This window comes from Ignavibacteriales bacterium (genome assembly GCA_020635255.1).
Taxonomy (GTDB): Bacteria; Bacteroidota; Ignavibacteria; order Tepidaquicellales; family Tepidaquicellaceae; genus JAEYVS01.
This window is the reverse complement of the sequence record JACKAC010000002.1, coordinates 1-19941: the sequence shown is the minus strand read 5'-3', so window position 1 is coordinate 19941 and position 19941 is coordinate 1. Positions and strand designations below refer to the sequence as shown.

21 protein-coding genes are annotated in these 19941 nt (G+C 41.4%); 6 read left to right on the top strand and 15 right to left on the bottom strand.

Features of this window, described 5'->3' with window-relative positions; genetic code table 11:
• The first annotated feature begins 118 nt into the window (after positions 1-118).
• Both H6614_07955 and H6614_07950 read left to right on the top strand, forming a co-directional pair.
• Positions 119-2311: a T9SS type A sorting domain-containing protein gene (locus tag H6614_07955; GenBank protein MCB9243589.1), complete on the top strand. Its 2193-nt coding sequence runs from the start codon at positions 119-121 to the stop codon at positions 2309-2311.
• A 124-nt stretch (positions 2312-2435) separates the two neighbouring features.
• Positions 2436-3908 (top strand): hypothetical protein, encoded by a 1473-nt coding sequence (locus H6614_07950; protein MCB9243588.1) that lies wholly within the window; start codon positions 2436-2438, stop codon positions 3906-3908.
• Here the strand turns inward: H6614_07950 and H6614_07945 are convergent, their stop codons facing one another.
• From H6614_07945 to H6614_07910, 8 genes are all read right to left on the bottom strand, one after another.
• Positions 3909-4379 carry an SRPBCC family protein gene (locus tag H6614_07945; GenBank protein MCB9243587.1) on the bottom strand — a complete coding sequence of 157 codons (471 nt, stop codon included), beginning with the start codon at positions 4377-4379 and terminating at the stop codon, positions 3909-3911.
• A gap of 1 nt (position 4380) precedes the next feature.
• The gene (locus H6614_07940) at positions 4381-4818 is read right to left on the bottom strand and encodes a GNAT family N-acetyltransferase (GenBank protein MCB9243586.1); all 438 of its coding nucleotides are present in this window, start codon (positions 4816-4818) and stop codon (positions 4381-4383) included.
• A gap of 42 nt (positions 4819-4860) precedes the next feature.
• A complete protein-coding gene (locus H6614_07935; protein MCB9243585.1) occupies positions 4861-5607 on the bottom strand; it encodes a hypothetical protein in 747 nt (248 codons plus the stop codon).
• A gap of 3 nt (positions 5608-5610) precedes the next feature.
• Positions 5611-7098, bottom strand: a complete 1488-nt coding sequence (locus H6614_07930; GenBank protein ID MCB9243584.1) for a hypothetical protein — start codon at positions 7096-7098, stop codon at positions 5611-5613.
• A 9-nt stretch (positions 7099-7107) separates the two neighbouring features.
• Complete coding sequence (locus H6614_07925) at positions 7108-8355, bottom strand: membrane dipeptidase (GenBank protein MCB9243583.1); 1248 nt, start codon at positions 8353-8355, stop codon at positions 7108-7110.
• 152 nt (positions 8356-8507) lie between these two features.
• Positions 8508-9098, bottom strand: coding sequence for a hypothetical protein (locus tag H6614_07920; GenBank protein ID MCB9243582.1), 591 nt, complete (start codon positions 9096-9098; stop codon positions 8508-8510).
• Positions 9099-9196: 98 nt separating this feature from the next.
• The gene (locus H6614_07915) at positions 9197-10174 is read right to left on the bottom strand and encodes a hypothetical protein (protein ID MCB9243581.1); all 978 of its coding nucleotides are present in this window, start codon (positions 10172-10174) and stop codon (positions 9197-9199) included.
• Between the two features lie 12 nt (positions 10175-10186).
• Positions 10187-10705 carry a hypothetical protein gene (locus H6614_07910; GenBank protein ID MCB9243580.1) on the bottom strand — a complete coding sequence of 173 codons (519 nt, stop codon included), beginning with the start codon at positions 10703-10705 and terminating at the stop codon, positions 10187-10189.
• Between the two features lie 292 nt (positions 10706-10997).
• Here H6614_07910 and H6614_07905 point away from each other — a divergent pair, with 292 nt between their 5' ends.
• Positions 10998-11489, top strand: a complete 492-nt coding sequence (locus H6614_07905) for a DinB family protein (GenBank protein ID MCB9243579.1) — start codon at positions 10998-11000, stop codon at positions 11487-11489.
• 3 nt (positions 11490-11492) lie between these two features.
• Here H6614_07905 and H6614_07900 read toward each other — a convergent pair whose 3' ends face one another.
• From H6614_07900 to H6614_07880, 5 genes are all read right to left on the bottom strand, one after another.
• Complete coding sequence (locus tag H6614_07900; GenBank protein ID MCB9243578.1) at positions 11493-11864, bottom strand: VOC family protein; 372 nt, start codon at positions 11862-11864, stop codon at positions 11493-11495.
• A 6-nt stretch (positions 11865-11870) separates the two neighbouring features.
• The gene (locus tag H6614_07895) at positions 11871-12608 is read right to left on the bottom strand and encodes a class I SAM-dependent methyltransferase (GenBank protein MCB9243577.1); all 738 of its coding nucleotides are present in this window, start codon (positions 12606-12608) and stop codon (positions 11871-11873) included.
• Positions 12598-13725 (bottom strand): diaminopropionate ammonia-lyase, encoded by a 1128-nt coding sequence (locus tag H6614_07890; protein ID MCB9243576.1) that lies wholly within the window; start codon positions 13723-13725, stop codon positions 12598-12600. Before H6614_07890 ends, H6614_07895 begins: the two co-directional genes overlap by 11 nt.
• 73 nt (positions 13726-13798) lie before the next feature.
• Positions 13799-14488 carry an alpha/beta fold hydrolase gene (locus H6614_07885; GenBank protein ID MCB9243575.1) on the bottom strand — a complete coding sequence of 230 codons (690 nt, stop codon included), beginning with the start codon at positions 14486-14488 and terminating at the stop codon, positions 13799-13801.
• A gap of 89 nt (positions 14489-14577) precedes the next feature.
• Positions 14578-15087 (bottom strand): DNA topology modulation protein, encoded by a 510-nt coding sequence (locus tag H6614_07880; protein MCB9243574.1) that lies wholly within the window; start codon positions 15085-15087, stop codon positions 14578-14580.
• A gap of 32 nt (positions 15088-15119) precedes the next feature.
• Between H6614_07880 and H6614_07875 the strand changes: the two genes are divergently transcribed.
• The gene (locus H6614_07875; protein ID MCB9243573.1) at positions 15120-15818 is read left to right on the top strand and encodes a hypothetical protein; all 699 of its coding nucleotides are present in this window, start codon (positions 15120-15122) and stop codon (positions 15816-15818) included.
• 32 nt (positions 15819-15850) lie between these two features.
• On the opposite strand, the gene H6614_07870 is transcribed toward H6614_07875, so the two are convergent.
• Together H6614_07870 and H6614_07865 are read right to left on the bottom strand one after the other, a co-directional pair.
• A complete protein-coding gene (locus H6614_07870) occupies positions 15851-16969 on the bottom strand; it encodes a transporter (GenBank protein MCB9243572.1) in 1119 nt (372 codons plus the stop codon).
• A 52-nt stretch (positions 16970-17021) separates the two neighbouring features.
• Positions 17022-17390: a hypothetical protein gene (locus tag H6614_07865; GenBank protein MCB9243571.1), complete on the bottom strand. Its 369-nt coding sequence runs from the start codon at positions 17388-17390 to the stop codon at positions 17022-17024.
• A 116-nt stretch (positions 17391-17506) separates the two neighbouring features.
• On the opposite strand from H6614_07865, the gene H6614_07860 reads away from it, so the two are divergent.
• On the top strand, positions 17507-18829 hold the full coding sequence (locus H6614_07860) for a T9SS type A sorting domain-containing protein (protein MCB9243570.1): 1323 nt from the start codon (positions 17507-17509) through the stop codon (positions 18827-18829).
• A gap of 5 nt (positions 18830-18834) precedes the next feature.
• A partial coding sequence (locus tag H6614_07855) for a hypothetical protein (GenBank protein ID MCB9243569.1) occupies positions 18835-19941 on the top strand: 1107 nt, incomplete at its 3' end.

Below are 19941 nucleotides of genomic sequence, written 5' to 3'. Positions count from 1 at the left end.
TAAATAATTAACCCCCCGCCTCTTCGAGGCACCCCCCTTTGTAAAAGGGGGGATATTTATTCCGAAGATGGTGCTGGTAAAGTAAAGCTAAAAAAAATCATATACAATCAGAGCGAAAATGAAAAACATAAATCTTAACATAATACTAATACTTGTTGTAACATTCATAATAGTGCTAACGAAGCCGGTCATGTCACAGGTGAATAATGATTATAAGTGGCTTCATCCAAAGCCACAGGGAAATTCATTGAACTGGATAAAGATGTGGGACGCGAATAACTGGTATGCCTGCGGTGCAGGTACAACCTTTATGAAAACCTCGGACGGCGGGAATACATGGGAAATACGGAATAGTTATCTGCTCTCAGATGATATTAAATTACTTGATTTCCTCGATATGGAATTTATCAATATGAATACCGGGTACGCCTGCGGGTCAGAGGGTAAATTCTACAAGACAACGAACGCGGGAGAAACCTGGGATTCATCAACGGTAATTAGTAATTCTATCCTCTGGTATGATACATACTGGATCGATCAGAATACAGGTTTCCTCAGCGGTACCAAACCCACCTGTATCGCAGTAACAACAGACGGAGGCACAACCTGGGTTCAGCCGGGTACTCCTCCAAATTATACAGCATACTCGGTATTTGCATTATCCCCGGATAGTATATTACTCTCCTGTGAGCAGGGGAAGGTATCGAAAACAACAAACGGGGGAGTCAATTGGGAAACAATAAACGCAGCTTCCGGGGGCATAAGGTTATGGGCATTAGGCTTCATAAATGACTCGACAGGGTACGTATGCGGTTCAAGCAGGAATGTAAAAATGACAACCGATTTCGGAGCGAGCTGGACACTCTTGAATTCCGGGCTTCAAAACACATTATATTATGATATTGATTTCGCAACTATCGATGACACAACATATATATATGTAACCGGAAGTGACTATGCTATTTTCAGGTCAAAGGTCGGAACAAATAGTTGGGATACACTCTCCATACTAGATACAGCACAGGAATATTCAGGAACGATGTTTAGCTCGGATGTATCTGTAACAGGTGATACTATTATCTCCTGCGGAACAAGGGGTTTTATAAATGCGAGATACGGTTCTTCCCATAATAAAGCCTTTACGAACTACATTGCCACTACGTTTAAGAATGATATATGGTCTGACGGTATGGGAAGAATAATTGCAGTGGGCCGTAAGGACGGGGATAACGACCAATCTATGTATTCTACTGACGGGGGCAATACCTGGCAGAATGGAATTGTAACAGGATCCCAGGATATTTTTTATAGTATCGCTATGGTAAATTCCACTACAGGATATGCTTCCGGCAGCGGGAAAATATTCAAGACGACGACCGGCGGCGCCGGATGGTTCGAAACGTCACCCACCGGCAATACCGATGACATATACGGTGTTTCCTTTATAAATGAAAATACGGGCTGGGTGGTTGGTGAAGGCGGCAACTGCTATAAAACCACAAATGCAGGAGGTAACTGGACCCCATTTACATGGGGGGGCGGTACGGACGACGCGCTCAGCTGTTGTTTTATTGATGCTAATACAGGATGGATAAGCGGTGAAAACGGGACACTGTATAAAACCACGGACGGCGGGGCGAGCACAGTACCTCAAAATATTAATACCGGACTTTATTATGTCATTAATGTTGACATGTTAAACGCCAATACCGGCTGGCTGACTAACCGGTTCGAACTCATGAAAACGACTAATGGGGGAACAAACTGGGATACAAATTACCTGCCATACAGCTCTCTATACATTAATGATTTTGATTTCACGGATGAAATGAACGGTATGGTAATAGATGATGATGGAAACGTTTATAAGACCACTGATGGCGGGAACAGCTGGGAGGTTGGAAATGTCTCATCCATCCAGATCGAGGGAGTGTATATGGTGTCACCCACCGAAGCCTATATTTGCGGTCCTTCGTCTTTTGTTTTTGGATATAAGGATATTGTATCCGGCACAGAGTTGACCTACACTAACTCCATCCCAAAGGAACACTATCTAGAGCAAAACTATCCGAACCCATTTAATCCGAGCACGACGATAAAGTTCGGCATACCGAGGCAGGGACTGGTATCATTGAAAGTATATGATATGTCGGGGAGAGAGGTGGCAAACCTTATCAATAATCGGAAAATGAATGCAGGACAAGTTACGCAGAGATTCGACGGAAGCAGTCTTTCGAGCGGTGTGTATTTTTATTCGCTGGTGGTGGACGGTGAATTGATAGCAACTAAGAAGATGGTTTTGGTGAAATAAAATCGATTTCCTCTATCAGGTTTCTTAGGAACCCTGATTGTATAAGGCGTCCTGTGCGACATGCGCGGGACGCTTTTTTTTATTTTTCCTCAAAAATATTGGAGGGAATCGTTATTTTAACATTATGATAAGTACCAAGCTAGTACACCTTCTGAGGACATTCACTAAAGCAGAATTCGCCGATTTTGAAGCGGAGGTATCCATACATTATACAGGAAAGAAAAAAGATCTAAAGGGATTCTTTCTCCTGTTAAAGAAGCATTATCCAAAATTCGACGACCCGGAATTTACAAAAGAGTCCGTATTCAGAAATTTATATCCGAACAAGAAGTTCGAAGACATAAGAATACGCAAACTATTATCGTTCACATATAAGCTTGCGGAAGATTTCCTTGCAAAGAAGGTACTCAAAGAGAATGATATAGTAAGAGACCTTCTTATGCTGAGCGAATACAGGAGCAGAAATCTCGATAAGTCGTTTAAGGCGCTCTCAGCAAAGATAGATAATGAACTGAGTAACTCGAAGATCTCACCGGATAAATATTACAATTATAGAACGACGTACTACCAGGAAATGCTGGATTACTATGCATTCGAGAAAAACTTTCCGAAATCCATAGAGTTCCAGAACAAACTGATCGAAAACATTACATCACACTTTCTGCTGACATACTATATTACTACAGCGTCGAAGACTGCGATGGAAAGTTCGTACCCGTATAAAATGTGCTCGGACGTGCTGGAGGGCATAAGAGACGGTCTGGAAACGGACAAATTCCTGGTAAAAGCGGGAGATAACGAAGTAATAAAACCGGTCGTGCCTTTTTACTATGCGGCTAAGGCTCTTGCGAACACAGATGATATTGAAAGCTACAGGACAGCAAAGAAGTTATTCCTCGAAAATATAGATAAATTCACCAAAGGTATGCAGTATGGTATCTTTTTAATGCTGATAATCTTTAATACTGCCAGGAAGAATCATAATAAGAATACAAAAACGGATGAAGAAACCGCAAGAGAAATATTAAATATACAAAAACTCCAGCTGGAACACGGCGCTTTGATCCCGCTGAATAAAAGATATATGAGCCCGATAGGCTTCAGGAACATGTTATTAAACGCCATACACCTGGATGAATTCGAATGGGCGGAGGAGTTTATGGAGAGCTGTATCAAGCTGATGGAACCGAAACAGCGGGATAACATGGAAAGGTTTTCGATGGCATATATGGAGTTTGCAAAAAAGAATTTTTCAAAGAGCCTCGACCATGCATCCGGAGTGAAATACGAGACTTTCTTTTTTAAGAAGGACATCATGCTGTTAAACTTTATGCTCTACTTCGAGCTTGAGCTGTATGAAAGAGCTCACTACTACATCGACACCACGCAAAAATACTATTCCGGTACTAAGGAGATGGTGGATTCATTTAAAGAAAGCCATGAGAATTTCCTAAGATACTATAAGATACTTCTCCGATACATAGATAAGCAGGATAAAGATATACTGGAAATGAATTATATAATGCTCAAGGCGCAGGATCATGTGAAGAATAAGAAATGGTTAATGAATAAATATGAAGGGATACTGAAGAAGTAATTATAAATATTTTTTCCATTCATCCGATTCCAGGCATTTTTTAACGGCATTACAGCGCCGGGCAAGAAACCTCTTCATATATTTCGCAAGATAGATACTATCGAAGGCTTTACCGATGAAACCAAAGGGTGATACCATTTTCATCCTGTCGGTCATTACAGTTATATCTCCTCTGGACTCAAATATATGTTCGTGGCGGAGGTCTTTGAATGGACCACGGAGCATTTGATCGGTGAATTTGCGGGGGCGGTCAAACCGGATTATTTCGGAAGTGAGCTCCCAGCGGAAGCCGAGGTGGCGCGCGGAGAACGTAATCGTGTCGCCGAGCTCAACCATCCCCGTCGTACGGCCGGCAACGGCTCTTTCCCCAGTGTGAGCAGTGGATACTACGTGGAAGTCAATATTGCGGGCGAGGTCAAAACAGCGTTCGATGGGAGCATGAATCTCCGTGACAATTTCAAAAACAGCCATATCAGAGCTTCTTCCCTTTACGCTTAACCATGAGTAGCGGTCCTACACCGGCTTTCTGAGTGTAGTTATAATATCTGTCTGTTAGATGTTCAGGGGTTTTTTCGGGTTTTATTTGACTAAAGCCGATATCCCCAAGGAAGGTTTCGAGGTAAGCTTTGCAGATACAGTAACACTCACGGTCACCAATTTCCACATCCATGAGGTCGAGCATCTGCTTCCCTATCCCCTGCCGTTGGTACGGCTTATCGATAAACATACCCCGGAGAACGAGTGTATTCTCTTCGATGACAAGACGGACCACGCCGATGATGCGGTCGCCGTCCTCGGCAACAAGCGTGAACTCGCTTCCGTCCATAGTATCGGTGCCGTGATAATTCTGGGACTTGTAAAATTCGATGACGGCTTCGAGCTCGTCTTTATTTGCCTGACGAATGATCATTCATAAAAATAAAAGAAAAAGGGAATGAAAACCACACTTAAGCTAATCTTCGTCTAAAATAATATGTGAACGGATATAGAATCCTTTTACAGAGTTTTCTTTCTGTTGATCCTTGTAATAATTATTCCACCATCTGAATGATTGCCATATCGCTTCCGGACAGCTTGAATTACTTGGTAACCCCGGTGTTAGTTCAAATCCGGCAGAGTTGACGACAGCTTCCATCAACGTAGCCGAAGGGAGGCCATAACTCTCACTAATAGGGTTACTTACATTACCAACCTCCCATATGTACGCCAGCCATCTCAAGATTAATTCAGGGGAATCAATAATGGGTCTCTGTTTTTTGAATCTCTTTATATTTTCATCAATTTCAGATTTGTTAACCGGCAAAAAAAGTACTCCTACATTAGGGAAATCACTCGAACTATTGTAAGAGGATAAAGAATTCTCTTGAACACCATTATGAGATGGAGGAAATCCAAATCCCTTAGGAGGAGTTAATGAAATTTCAAAGATGTTAGTTTCAGGTTTAATATTAATTAAATCATCAAGTAAAATGACATGCGACCAGGAGCTCGGGGTCAAATCGTTCCGTAAATACGACTGAGCATATCTAATGCGGAAATCTTGTATAAATCTGCCCCCAATTAAAACAAGTACCGGGTATTTGTTATTTTCGGGGATACAATTTGCAATCCAACTAACATTATCCTGGCTTTTATTTCTTTTTTTTTCTTTAAAAGCAGGGTTAGGTTTATTCGAACTGGATTGGATGCTCTTACTCATTTTTTATATTTTTAAAAGTTTATGCAGATCAATTTGTTTGTAAAAGGCTTTATTCACTTCTTTGTCACGGTGATTTGGCAGATAAGTAATCTTTGCGTCAACACCTACTCCACTTCTCTTGAGAGATAAAATTCCAACCTGATTTCCGACCTGAGAATGAAAGTTTTTCTTTGAATATGAATTAAAGTGTGGAAGAATAGAATCTCCAATTTCATCAGGTTTAGAATGTTTTTTCCATGGATCATAATGTCCAAAAATAGATTTTACCCACCCCCATGCCTCCCTAAATGGATCTGTAATGGGGTTTTCGACCAAACTTGCCGGGGAAACCACAATTTCCGAAATTTCATTAAACCTAACGTCATATTTTTTAAGATACGCGACCCTTCCCCAGTGTACATCCCCCGTAATACATGTAAAAATTTTGCCATCAGCAGCATCCTTTATCAGATCTGTTATTGAAGGGTAGTCACCATAATTAGGGAGTTCGAAATCAGAAAATTCACCTTTTATTTTTCCAACTTTATCAGTAAACAACGACTGCCCTGTAATCAAGAATCCAAAATTGTCGTTCAAGCCTTTTATCCAATCTTCGAAAACTTTAAATTCCTTATCTTTAAAGGTGTGTTGTTTATCCGGATCACGAAAGGTTCTCAAATCAGCAAGAAAAAAAGAAACCGGTGGAATGTTAATTTTTACCGATCCTCCCATTGTATCTTTATCTATGCTTTGAAAACCTTCGAACAAAGCAATAGACGCTTCTCGCCAGTTATTTCGCCCAGCTTCATTCTTAGAATTTCCAATAAAGAAACATTCATGGGGATAGTTATTCCAAAATTCGTGGTCATCGGGAATAAAAACAGAAGGGGCAAGCGAGAGTACCCTTGGAAAGCCAGTTGCAGCATATGAGGAAACAACATCTGTATCAATACCAAACCAGTTTACAGCATAATCAGATTCAAATTTTTCCGCCAACCATTGCTTATCCTCCGGAAAATCTTTAAAAACGGGTAAATCCAAATATACTTGATCACCCATAAAAAACGATAAGTCCGGTTTCATATCTGCGGGGATTCGTCCAATAATGTTATCTATGTTGCCCTTGTCATTGTCATAATAGTAACAGGAAACCAATAAAATATTAAACCATTTATCCCATGGTAACTCACCCGGAAGAGTTTTATATCTCAACGAATAGCCATTGTCGGTTCCTGAAATCTTTACATTAACAGCATAGACAGAATCAGGTTTGCAATCTCGGAATTCATATATACCTGAGAATACTCTTTCAGAATCTTTAAATAGTAATTCATTACTTCTTACACTCTGTAATTCTTTAATTGGTACGGGTACCTTAGAAGGGTTTGAAACATTATTAGAGAGAGCAAGAATATTCCACTCCAATTCGGGTGCTTCTTTTGCATTTCTAACGCCGACCCAAACACGAACAGAATTGGATACACTATATTTAGGATGTAGTATGATCTGCATTCCAGATTGTTATATTTTTCCCCAACCCATATCCAATACTCTTAAAGCATTCAAACCCAATACTTTTTTGATATTATCGGGTGAAATACCTTCGTCCAGCATACCCTGAGTAAGCCTCTGCATCTGTGAAGAAGTATACAAGTCATCTACCGGTTGAGTAAATCCATCCATATCGGACCCAATCGCAATATTATCATAACTTCCTCCACAAATAATTGAAATGTCTTTTATAGTTTTAATAATGTTTGATATTCCATAATCAGGTTCACCCTCAAAATTTCTTAACCAATAATTCATGAATATAACCCCTATTACTCCTCCGCACTCTTGAATTTTTTTTATTTCCTCAAGTGTGGGGTTTTTTTTCTCGGGACAATTAAGCCTTATACCGGTATGCGAAAAAACGAGAGGTCTTTTATTCCCAGCCAGCGAATCATTCAATGCATAAACATCTTCTCTTCCATTTGGAGAAACGTGATTCAAATCCACAATTATTCCAAGTTCAAGCATCCGTTTGACAACGTCTTTTCCAATATTAGTGAGTCCATTGTTTTGGTCAACTGAATAATCATATTCAAAGCCCAAACTTTTTTTAGTTTGAGGAGAAATACCATTAATTGGAAAACAAATATCATTCGGCATGAAGTGTCCAAGGGTCATGGAACAAACACCTCTTTCAAAAAAAGTTTCAAGATTATTAATATAATCATATGAGTTAGCCAGATTTCTTCCGAGCATGTGCGCACCTTCGACGGAATGTAATATACATTTTTCATTTTTATTAAGGTGATCAACCAATTCACTAAAACCATTTGGATTGTATGCTTTAATTTTTTCGGCCTCTGGCCTCAAATGAGATTCTAAAATCTGCTCTTCCATCCGCCTCATAAGATTTAACGACTGTTTAAAAGGACCTCCAAGCGCTGGGTTTTCAATTATATTAGTAAAATATAAACCCAGGATCTTTGCCAGCCATGTTCCAAACGAAAGCTTATCAGAATGATCAATTAATCCCTTTTCCACTATATATATGGAAGACCAGATGGAATTTACTCCACCTTTAAACATCTTAAACAGATCATACTGCATTTGGCCAATTTCGTCCGAATCGGAATCTTTAACCTGTATTCCCATTAAATAATGAAATTCGTCATAGATGCGATATTCAAACAATTTTACTTTGAGTGAGGGATGACAATGGATATCCATAACCAAAGAATCCCTATGTAAGGCTTTTGCCTCTTCGGAAATAATCATAATTTATTATTTAAATAATCGAATGTGAGACGGGTAGTAGATTATCGGGCGAACTATATAAATTATTATTAATATAGTATTTTAAAAATAGGCATCTTGAATATTCTACCAGAAAGAATATTCATAGAAAATAATTAAAAAGCAACCTATTTTTACGCTTCGCAGGGTGTAACCCTGTCGATCGCAATGAGGTAATATTTTCCGTTCTTACTGCCGAAATAGAAACCTACCTGCTGATCGGTATTATAGACGAAATAAACATAGTTTTTTTCGGAAGCGGCGGCTTTCTCACGAAGCTCCGGCGCAACCACAGCATCGAGCAGGTCATACTTTATCATATCGTCATAGACACCGACAAGACTGCGGTCTTTCTTCGTTCCGTAAAAGCACCCGGTCTTATTCCATCTATCCTCCTCACAGCTGTAGACGGGTTCACTTCCCTTGCGCATCTTCACACAATCTACTTTTGTAATTTTGAGATTCCCTACGTCATAATCACCGGTCATCGCCATAATGTCGGCAAATGAATTAAGATTGGTCGCGACAACGTAAGCACCGGGATTATATATCACAAAAAGCCCGTAGCTTTTATCTATGTATTTATCTATCGTTTTCACGTCTTTACTATTAAAGGCAGTGATAAATTCATCAGCGAAGGAGAGGAATTCCGAATCCCCCTGGCTGGACGAACTGCATCCCGAAAGGATAAAAACAAATAATACTAAGGCTATTAGGTTTTTCATTTGTCTAAATTTTAAACTATTGATTTCAAACCGGTGGTTAGTAATAACCCACCCCCCTCCCGATAAATCGGGAGTACCCCTCCGTCGGAGGGGAGTTATTAGCTACCTGACTCCTGTATAATGGTTTTGAGTTTATCAATTATCCACTGATCGGGCGCGCTTTCTTTATTTACGAGCATTCTGAAATGGTCGGCGGAAGCTTCCTCCGGATGAATGATATAACCGGTATTCCTGCCAACCTGCTCGAAAAAATTACTTACTTCATCGAGCTGAAGTATGACGGGCTTGCCGTCTTTTACTACGGGTGTTTTGTTATTATCGTCACCCTCGACGACCATAAGACCGAGCTTTGCATAGCGGAAGAAACTTCCTCCCTCGTAATCCTTTAATGAATACAGCACCAGCATGGCATCGACGGGACCGTCAGCCGATTCGACGGTAATATAATAGTTATTGAATGGGGCGTCGGGGTTGGAGATGCGCTGTATACCATCCGGGTAAGGTACTTCGTTGCTTTTTTTGAAGCCGAGCGAATTGTAAATTTTCCCCTGCAATTGCTGGTTATTCCTAGAAAGCACGTGAAAGAGTTCATGGATGAATACGTCTTCAAAATCTTTATCACTCATGCCGAACATATCTGCGCTCATGGCGATGTAATTCAAACGTGTGTAGGCTGAGGCGCCGCTCTCCTCTTTCATATCGGTCTTTATAACCTCAATAATAGGAGGGAATGCCGGATGCAGACCCGCGTCATCGAGTTTTTTTGTAATGGAGGCTGCAACGCGTTTTAGTTTTTCGACGTCTTCGTATGTGTATTCCATCGCGCGTCCCTTTAGAAATTCGAGGTACTCTTCACGAGTGACAGTTCCTATGGTAAGCGTCTTGGACTGAAGATCGAAGTCGCTAAGCCCGTTGACGAAGCCGTCTACAGTGACCATCATTTCGGCGGCTCTCTCGGGGAGCGTGGTAATGAGCTCACATTGGTCCTGCAGGGGTATGCCGTCTGCAACAGCGTATCTTTGCAGGGCGGGTAAAGTCAGTATAGATAATACAAATATTAAGAAATTTCTTTTCATATAGTAAGTTCGTTAGTTTGTTTTTGTAAGAACAGCTTTTTGCACGGTGCGGACGGGATAATTTATCACTTCGGGGATATCCTTCGTCCCGCCAGTCCTTTCGCCCTCGATATTTGCCGAGGTAACTTCAAAGTAAATTTTCTCGTCTTTTAGTTCATATCTTACCGTTATCAGGGCTTTTCCAACCGCGTACATGCTGTAAAAAGCATCATTAAAGTAAAACATATCGAGAGTAATGGAATTCAGCTCGTCCATTTTATAAACACCGGATTCCGGGTTATCGCCGACGAGCTCATAATTTCTCCACGCTCCGCCGTTATTGTCGTCGTACCATATATTCCACAATCTCACGCCAACTTTCGGTGACTCCTGTATGCTGAGCTTCATCTTTATAACCTGGTTCTTATCACCGGGCTGATTATGAGCTATGAGATCGCCTTCCCAATTACCGATCCATCCGTTTGGAAACTGGGCATACGAATTTACAGACAAAACCGTACATAAAGTAAAAAGTGTAAATAAGATCTTCATTTAAATATTTAGATTACCGGAAAGTAAATGAATCGATGATGAGTTTGACGAAAAAGAAAATCGATATAAGTGTGGCAATAACAACGACCCCCATGAGAAATTTACCCAAACCTGACGTCGATGTTGTTTTGTTTTCTTCCATAACCCTGCGATTTATTTCAATAAAGTTACGGATTTTTGAGGAAATTTACTATTTCACAATTTTTTTGGGGAATATCTGTCACGCCGATACATTTCCCGCGGTCTAATTAATAAACGGTAAAAATTCATTTAAATAAACCTTAAAACCAAAATGGAAGCAACACAAACAACAGCAGGGCTTTCGGACATTCTGAGACTGCAAACAAGATTATTCAAAAACGTGCTCAAAGACATTGACCCGGAAAAAGAAACGGAGAGAATAAACGGGAACACCAACCACCTCAGGTGGCTTGCGGCACATGTAGTTTCGACGAGGTATTTTATCGGACAGCTGACGGGGATGGAGATAGAGGAACCTCATTTTGATATTATCGGACAGGGTAAGAAGCTGGATGAGACAATCGAATACCCGACACTCGAGGAGTCACTGCAGGATTGGGATGCTATCGCCGGAAAAGTAGAAGAAGGACTGGCAAACGCAAGCGATGAAGTCCTAAGTGCTAAAGCGCCGTTCGAATTTCCTGCAGTGGATAATACTATTCTAGGTGCGGTCTCTTTTATGGTGCATCATGAGGCGTATCATATCGGGCAGATGGGGCTGATCAGGAAATCCTTTGGCAGTGAAGCGATGAAATATAACTAGACACTATGACAGCTTTTCGAGAAACTCGAGCCTGTTACCGAACGGGTCACGTATGGAAAACCGGCTGACACCGGGTATACGCGTCTCCTCGTGAATTTCGATGCCGCTTCTTTCGAGATAATTACGGGCTTCGTCCAGGTGCAGGATCTCAAAAGCCGGGTGTGCTTTTGTCAGAGAGCCGGGTTCTTCGACACCAATGTGAAGCTCCTGGTTCTCCCCTACCCTGTACCATAGACCTCCGTTAGGTTTTAGCGCCTCGGGTTTTTCGATCTCCTCTAGTTCAAGGATACCGGAGTAAAAGTTGCGCGCTTCGGTTTCCTTGCCCGGGGGGATACAAACCTGCACATGATCGATTCGGAGTATTTTTATTACCATATAGTGTTATTTGATTGCGATCAGTTCGAGCCGGCGGGAGTTAACAGTAAACTCTTCGCCTTTGAATCCGCCAAAGGAACGAAATTCCGTAAACCCGGCTTTTTCCAGCATATCGATATGCTCTTTATAAGTGTAAATCCTTATGCTACTGTGAACTTTGAGTTCCTCTTTACCGCGCAAAAAAATCCATTCAACATTAATCCGCGAATTCCTTGCATCGTATTTGCGTTCTTCAATAAGGTATCCACCTTCCATTTTCCTTGTATCGGTCGGGCTGTATATACGCATAATACTTTCGAGCGTCAATGTGTCAAAAACCGCCGCACCACCTGGACGAAGGGCTTTGTATAGAGAACAAAAGAAGTTAAAATTTTCCTCATCTGAAAAATAACCCAGACTTCCCCACATACATGTGATCAGATCAAACTCTTCCCTGTAAGAGATCTCTCTCATATCACCCTCGACAAATTCGATATTCATGCCGGATGACCTTTCCCGGGCGATCCTGACAGCGTTGGGATTAAAATCTATGCCCGTAACCTCGTACCCTCTTTGCGCGACCGGAATGGATATTCTGCCTGTACCACACGGTATATCGAGGACTTTCTTGTACCCCCGTTCTTTTGCAAATTCATCAATGAAGTTAGTTTCTTCAATTGCTCTTTCCGGAGCAAGATAGGCATCCTGGAATTTATCCCATCCATCTATAAAAAAATCTTCCTGCCAGTTCTTTTTAATCTCCATGTATGATCTTATTGAAATTGATGGGGTCTGTATTACCCTCCGTATTAAACACCAGCACACGCGAATTATGATTCAGCCCGATAAAATCTCTTGCCTCACCGAGTGAATCCTCCCTGAGCATTGCAAGCAATCCGCCAAGCCCGGCGGCTCCGGATTCACCGGAAATAATCTGCTCGTCTTCATCTTTAGCATAATACAGCGCATTCATCGCCGCGCCAGCATACCAGTCAGGGATCGAAAGAAAGAGATCGACGCTATTGTGCAGTATCTCACAGGCCAGTCTCGATGCAGTCGCGCAATTAAGCCCAGCCATCATCGTTTCGCCGGATCTTTCTATAGGAACAGGCATGCCCCGTTTTTTAGATTCCATTACGCAATCGGCGGAAGAAGGTTCGACAAGAACGATCTTAGGACGCTTTTCGCGATATCTTTCATGGTAATACCATGCGGCAGATGCCGCCCAGCTGCCCACACCTGCTTTTAAAAAAACTATATCGAACGCGGGCTCACCCGGCTTATGAAGCGTGTCTTCCATTTCTCTAAAGACCGTGCTATATCCCGCCATTATATTAACAGGTATGTCGGTGTATCCATCCCAAGAAGTGTCCTGCACCAGTATCCATCCCTTCTCAGATGCTTTCTCCTTTGCCATGTGTACCGCATCATCGTAATCTCCTCCAACAACGATTACCTTCGCGCCTTCATTCTCGATATTGTGTATCCTCGACTCGACAGTCGATGCCGGCATAAAAATAACGGCGTGCCTGCCTGCCATCCTCGCTGACCATGCAACCGCTTTGCCGTGATTGCCATCGGTCGCGGTGCAAAATACAGCATCTTTAGACAGACCATCCAGCATCTTACTTATCGCATAGGAAGCACCGAGCACTTTGAATGCTTTTAGACCCATTCTCTCGGATTCATCTTTGACCCAGAGTTCACCAATATTCAGACCTGCCGCAAGCGAGGAAAGGCTGTAAAGGGGTGTCGGCTGGTACCCGGGGAGCGACCGGTGAAAGTGCAGTATTTCCCCGTTATCAAATACGCCTTTATATCTGACAATTAAGTCATCCGGTAAGGTTGAGCTATGATTGATATAAAACTCACAATCATTCATAATTCCATATTAACGAAATCCGCCTCAATAAAAAAATGAAAAAAACGGAGTGATATAAATCACTATACTTATCTCAACCTCTAAAGAAATCTATTATCTCATGGATCAGCTTATCGCCGGAAACTTTTTCTATAGGATGATATGTATCGGGAAGCACCAGCATTTGCCCGTTCTTTAGCTGGCGGTAAACACCAAGCGTCTCTTCGATGGAGACCATTTTATCCCGGTCACCAACGCTGACGAGAGCGGTGTTTTCTATCGCACGGAAGTCCGCATCCTTTATTGTATTATTATGCCCGAGAGCGATCATCATTTTAGCGGTTTTCCGCAGTACTTCAGCCCAGTCCTCGGGAGCGTGGCGGTGCTTCAGTTCCTCGGCAAACGCCGGGAATTTATCCATAATCTTATCCGGGTCGAGCATTGAGGCTTCGCGTTTAGCAGTCTCTTCGTGCCAGTGGAATTTAGTCGCGAGCGTAAATACGCGCCCTATTTTTTCCGGATAGAACCGTGCTAAGAATAAGCCAACATACCCGCCCATACTGTATCCGAAGATGTCTATTTTGTCTATTTCCTTTTTTGCCATCCAATCGAGGACGTCATTCGCAAACATCTCTATAGTGAAATCTTCGGCAGGTATCTCGCTACCGCCGTGTCCGGAGAAATCTATCGCATATACTTTAAAATCGCTTTCGAGAAATCTGATGAGATGGGTGAATTGTTTGACGGAGCCTATTGCACCGTGAAGGATAAGCAGATTATTCATAATGTTAGATTTTAGCGCGGTTATAGTAATATAAGGATTGGTACACGATGTCTAAAGGTGAAAACGGAAAAAGATGTGTCAATTATGGGTTATCTACAAAGGCTCCTCGCAAATTCGTTCATCTCTTTGCGGTTTTTGAGAATTATGATATTTTTGGAATCTTTATAGTTGGTAAGAAAATTAAGGATCTTCGGGCGATTGTTCTTATTATACTGCCAAACCCATTTTGTAAAAGCCCAATCGAACCTCTCCGGGCATCCCTCCGGCAGATCGGGGCGCGTTTTTCCATAAAATTTTAATACGCGCGTGAATACTCCCCATAATTGCAAAGTGCGGGAAGTATCTAGGAAAATGACGGTGTCAGCGGCTTCGACCCGGATAGGGATAGTCTCACCAAAATTTCCATCCATAACCCATTTATCCTGCTTTACCAGCTCTTTGACTTTTGGAATCCACTCCTCATCCGTCGATTCTATCCAGCCGGATTTCCAGAAATGGATGTCCAGATGAATCACGGGCAGGGTGAGAATATTGCCTATCTTTCTTGCCAGGGTGGATTTTCCTCCCCCGCTACAGCCTATAATGAGAATTTTTTCCATGGTTAGAGGCATTCAATATAAGAAAATGAAGCATGAGAAAAAATTCTTTACATTTTCAAATAAAAGATATATTTTTGAATATGGACTATGATACATTAAAATCCATAAATGATAATATAAAGAGAGCTAACGGAAAACTCATATTAGAGAATGATGCTTTAAATAAACAAATTGAGGCATTAACTCAGGAATTGGCGCTTAGTGAGAAAAAAATAGACAGTTTGAATGTAAAGCTCCAGGATCTCATGATAAAATCCGATTCCCTATTCGATAAAAAGGAATCCCTGAAGAAAGAGAACAAGGAACTGTTGAAAAACACTAATTACTTTAAGTCCATAATAGAAACTCTCCAAAAAGAGAAAGGCACCGGCAAAAATACTCTAGAGGAAGTACCGATTTCGGAGGAGATATCGGAGCCGGATGCAGGAAAAACAGCACTGATAAAAAATAAGCTTAAGGACCTAACGAGCGGGAATTATCTAAATCCAGTATATGACAGAATCTCGGATATGATGGGATTATTCTTTGAAAACCAGACACTGGACTGCAACACTTTGAAACAAAGATCGGGGGTATCCCGGGCTACTTTCGCAAGGGATACAAAGATACTCAAGGATATGGGCTTTATCGAGCTGACAAATTCAAAAAAAGAAGGTTTATATAATCTAACCAAATCGGGCAAGAGACTAAAAAAGGAGATCAAGAAAGAAATGAAAAAAGCCTCTATATAGAGGCTTTTTTCTTAAAAACCGGTTTGTATTATTTACTTATGAAGTGTAAACGAATACTGGATACCTGCGGTTACGCTCCATGAAGCCTTTAGCTGTGGACCGTCGAGATTCTGATAGATCGGAGATGAACCCTCGATACCAAACCTAAGATTCCTCGTACCACCGGTATAGCTATATAGGTTAAAGCCAAATGCGGCATCAACTCTGGTTCCTGCCTGCAGATTCGGGTTCGCAGTAGGCACCATATTAGCGTTAAGCGTAGTATCTGCACCTGTGATGTTATCTACCCTATTTCCCGTTACTCTGAAAGAAGCGCTGATCCATTGAGCTATAGGGGCTGCTGCCCAGATCGTACCGTAATACTTATTTCCGAGACGGTAATCACGGTTATTCTCACCGAAACGGATAGTCGCGCCGGACTGTACACCCCAGGAAAAACCTTTCGTCTGCCCCAGGTAAGTAATTGCCGGCATAATGCCGAATGTTCCGCTTCCCAGCTGCATCGGGTAAGGCAGTATAGTTTCATTTGGAGATGATGCCGGTGTAACGTCCATCGCGTCGATCTTTCCCGATGGGAATATTACACCTAAATTTCCAAGAATGGCGTTTCGATTCTTATTATACAGCTTAAATATACCTGATAGAGTAATATCGCCAAGTCCATTAGATTCCGTAGTGAAATTGACACCGCTGCGTGTAGTATGATCCATAGACTTGATCAGGTAGGGAACCATCGCTGTAATAGTAACGTAATTCGACGGCGCATACATAATGCCGAGCATGTGCATCTGCGTCGTCATATTCTTTGGTGTTACCGTATAATAATAAGGACCGCTCGGTGTTACTACGGTTTCCTCGAGGACTTCATCCGTACCATCAAGCATACCGCTCATATACATATTCATGAACCTGTATGAAAACATCATTTCACCTTTGCTGTGTACGTGGTCACCCATAACTCCAATAGGGGCGTGACCGTCCGGGCGTGCACTTGTCCAGTAGCCTTTCCCATCATCAGATCTATGTAAAGGAGAATAATTGGTTTTTGAGACATTTTTAAGGGATAACTTCAGATCGAAGTCGCCCGGTTCGTCTGCCCAAAGAGCCGGAGAAGATATAAAAATGATCAATAATAATGTTAAATATTTCATTTGTTCTATTTTTTTAAGTGATTTAATATATCTATAGCAAAATGAGATAAGATTAAACACATTCCGGCGGAGGCACGGACGGTTTTTGCAATAAGTTCACAATCCGATGGGAATTCATTCCATAAAACAGATCATTCCCAAATTGTATTACTAAACTATTTGAAGCTGATAAATGCGGCGAAAGGTTTTCGTTTTGGTTATTCCCGGCTCTTTTTCCTGAACTTGTTTTTTCGCTTCCGGCATTCAGCTCTTTGGATATGTAGCACTTTCCTTTACAGCAGTTGCCGGGTTCGTCTTTTTTTACACACAGCTCTTTTTGGATATAAGAGGAATTTAGCATCAAGCCGCAATAAATTACGCCCGTGCTAAAAACCGAACAAAAATAGGTGAATAATATTATTGGTGTAATAATATTCTTCATTATTATAAAATATGTTATTGAGACACTTTGTTCAATTCAAATAAAAGTTAGCTATTGATTTTGATTTTCTTTATAGCCATTTTAAAAAGGCTACCATAAATCATAAAAAATAAGCCATGAGAAAACTATTACAAACTCTCTGGCTCCCGTTAATCTTTTTAATATTACCCCTTGAAGTAAATGCCCAGAACGGCTGGGTGGCGTACTCATTTCCGGGCGGAGATGCGTTTCATTTTGCTGATGACAATAACGGCTTAGTAACAGGCAAATACATATACAGCCGAACCACTAACGGCGGTAATACATGGTCATCGGATTCTGTGCCATATCCACATAATTTTAATTATTATAATGCGGTATTTTTTATAAATGCAAATACCGGCTGGCTTGGAATGGCATATGAAGTATTTAACTTCCCCATAGGTTTAACCGGGGGTGTTACATATAAGACAACGAACGGGGGAGTGAACTGGAGCCAGGGCGAAAATGCAGGTCCGGTCAAAGATATCCAGTTTTTAAATGAGAACACAGGTTATGTAGCGGCAGGAGGTACAAACGGATTTTGGACTGAAGGAGGTATTAAGAAAACTACTGATGGAGGAATGAACTGGGCAGGAATTTACGGCGGATACTATTTTGTTGACGTTAGTTTCATAAATGTAAATACGGGATGGGCGATTGGGTCATACGGTGATGACATCGGAACATATATAAGTCTAATGCTGAGAACAACAAGTGGAGGAAACAGCTGGACAACCCTAATCCGGGATTCGGCAATTGCTTTTCCTGTAGATCCACTTAAGAAAATCCAGTTCACAAACGCAAACACAGGCTATCTGCTAAAGAACAAGCTATACAAATCTACAAACAGCGGTGATAATTGGTCCATGCTCGATACGAATGTTTTTGCGGGGCGCCAGCTTAGGAAATTTTACTTCATAAATAATGATACCGGCTGGGTAACCGCGACGGGAACGATATTCAGAACTAACAACGGTGGCATGAACTGGACAATGCAAAGCATACCGACTCCGGATGTTACCGGTGACATCTATTTTACAAACACATTAACGGGGTGGGCAATTGCAAACGGAACAACTATCCTGAGAACCGGTACCGGTGGAGTGACAAGTATAGAACCGCTTTCAACTGAGATACCGACTGAGTTTTCCCTACACCAAAATTACCCGAACCCCTTTAATCCCACGACAAAGATAAAATTCGACATACCTCAAACGGTGAGAGGTGAAAAGTCAAAGGTCAAATTATCGGTTTATGATATGTCAGGGAAGGAGATTGCAGAGCTTGTAAACAAGGAATTGCAGCCGGGAAGCTATGAGTACAATTTCGATGGATCGGGACTACCGAGCGGGGTGTATTTTTATAAATTGCAAAGCGGAAGCTTCATTAAAACCAAAAGGATGGTAATGGTAAAATGAGGAAAGTGATATTACTTTTATTAATACTTTTCTCCGGATCTAATTTATTTTCTCAAAATGGATGGGTGGCATTTACAATACCATCCCCGGGCGGAGGGAGTTATGATTTTGCAGACCAAAACACAGGAATCTTGACCGGCCAGCACAAGTACTACAAAACAACAAATGGGGGATCTCTTTGGTCGGGATATCCTGTCCCAGATACCAGCAGTACTATTGTATATGGGGGAGTATATTTAATTAACAGTCAAACCGGCTGGTTAACGGGGGGTTCAACCGTAAGTCCAATTCCATATAGTTTTATCCAGAAGACTACCAATGGAGGCTTAAACTGGGGACCCATGGTAAGCACTTATACTATAAAAGATTTGCTCTTCATAAATCAAGGTATTGGTTTTATGGCATCTGGCGATGTACCAATGTTTGTCACTGAGGGATCACTTATTAAGACATCAGATGGTGGAAATAATTGGTCTTTACTTCTCTCCGATTATTTTTCTTATGAAAAGGTAAGCTTTATAAATCCTGATATAGGATGGGTGTATTGTTATTTTGCAGACGATGTAGGAACATTTGTAAACAAAATACTCAAAACAAGTAATGGTGGAGATAACTGGTCAAGTGTGCTGATCGACTCAGCAAATGGGACTTTTAGTCCCTTTAAAGGAATGCAATTTTTTGATGAAAATACCGGTTACATTATGAAAAATACATCTTTCCAAAACGTACTTTATAAATCAACAAACGGCGGAAGCATATGGAGTGCAATTGATACTAATAACTTTACCGGAAGCTATATATGGAATTTCTTTTTCCTCAATAAGGACACTGGATGGGTTACTACAGTCGGGTTCACGGGAAAGATCTTCCGTACTAATAACGGGGGAGAAAGCTGGACAACACAAAATACAACAGCCTCAAATATTAACGGGAGAATTTATTTTATAGACGCCTTAACCGGTTGGGCTCTCGCAAGTAATACAACTATTTTAAAGACCACTACAGGTGGAGTAACCGACATACTAAACATTTCGTCGGAAATACCTACGATTTTTAATCTCTATCAAAACTTCCCGAACCCATTCAATCCTTCGACGAGGATAAAATTCGAC

Excerpts from the sequence above, each read along its gene's own strand:
- H6614_07900 (MCB9243578.1), bottom strand. The coding sequence starts at position 11,864 with ATGGTAATAAAAATACTCCGAATCGATCATGTGCAGGTTTGTATCCCC.
- H6614_07940 (MCB9243586.1), bottom strand. The coding sequence starts at position 4,818 with ATGATCATTCGTCAGGCAAATAAAGACGAGCTCGAAGCCGTCATCGAA.
- H6614_07945 (MCB9243587.1), bottom strand. The coding sequence starts at position 4,379 with ATGGCTGTTTTTGAAATTGTCACGGAGATTCATGCTCCCATCGAACGC.
- H6614_07920 (MCB9243582.1), bottom strand. The coding sequence starts at position 9,098 with ATGAAAAACCTAATAGCCTTAGTATTATTTGTTTTTATCCTTTCGGGA.
- H6614_07955 (MCB9243589.1), top strand. The coding sequence starts at position 119 with ATGAAAAACATAAATCTTAACATAATACTAATACTTGTTGTAACATTC.
- H6614_07890 (MCB9243576.1), bottom strand. The coding sequence starts at position 13,725 with ATGAATGATTGTGAGTTTTATATCAATCATAGCTCAACCTTACCGGAT.
- H6614_07905 (MCB9243579.1), top strand. The coding sequence starts at position 10,998 with ATGGAAGCAACACAAACAACAGCAGGGCTTTCGGACATTCTGAGACTG.
- H6614_07875 (MCB9243573.1), top strand. The coding sequence starts at position 15,120 with ATGAGAAAAAATTCTTTACATTTTCAAATAAAAGATATATTTTTGAAT.
- H6614_07865 (MCB9243571.1), bottom strand. The coding sequence starts at position 17,390 with ATGAAGAATATTATTACACCAATAATATTATTCACCTATTTTTGTTCG.
- H6614_07935 (MCB9243585.1), bottom strand. The coding sequence starts at position 5,607 with ATGAGTAAGAGCATCCAATCCAGTTCGAATAAACCTAACCCTGCTTTT.
- H6614_07870 (MCB9243572.1), bottom strand. The coding sequence starts at position 16,969 with ATGAAATATTTAACATTATTATTGATCATTTTTATATCTTCTCCGGCT.
- H6614_07950 (MCB9243588.1), top strand. The coding sequence starts at position 2,436 with ATGATAAGTACCAAGCTAGTACACCTTCTGAGGACATTCACTAAAGCA.
- H6614_07860 (MCB9243570.1), top strand. The coding sequence starts at position 17,507 with ATGAGAAAACTATTACAAACTCTCTGGCTCCCGTTAATCTTTTTAATA.
- H6614_07915 (MCB9243581.1), bottom strand. The coding sequence starts at position 10,174 with ATGAAAAGAAATTTCTTAATATTTGTATTATCTATACTGACTTTACCC.
- H6614_07880 (MCB9243574.1), bottom strand. The coding sequence starts at position 15,087 with ATGGAAAAAATTCTCATTATAGGCTGTAGCGGGGGAGGAAAATCCACC.
- H6614_07930 (MCB9243584.1), bottom strand. The coding sequence starts at position 7,098 with ATGCAGATCATACTACATCCTAAATATAGTGTATCCAATTCTGTTCGT.
- H6614_07895 (MCB9243577.1), bottom strand. The coding sequence starts at position 12,608 with ATGGAGATTAAAAAGAACTGGCAGGAAGATTTTTTTATAGATGGATGG.
- H6614_07925 (MCB9243583.1), bottom strand. The coding sequence starts at position 8,355 with ATGATTATTTCCGAAGAGGCAAAAGCCTTACATAGGGATTCTTTGGTT.
- H6614_07910 (MCB9243580.1), bottom strand. The coding sequence starts at position 10,705 with ATGAAGATCTTATTTACACTTTTTACTTTATGTACGGTTTTGTCTGTA.
- H6614_07885 (MCB9243575.1), bottom strand. The coding sequence starts at position 14,488 with ATGAATAATCTGCTTATCCTTCACGGTGCAATAGGCTCCGTCAAACAA.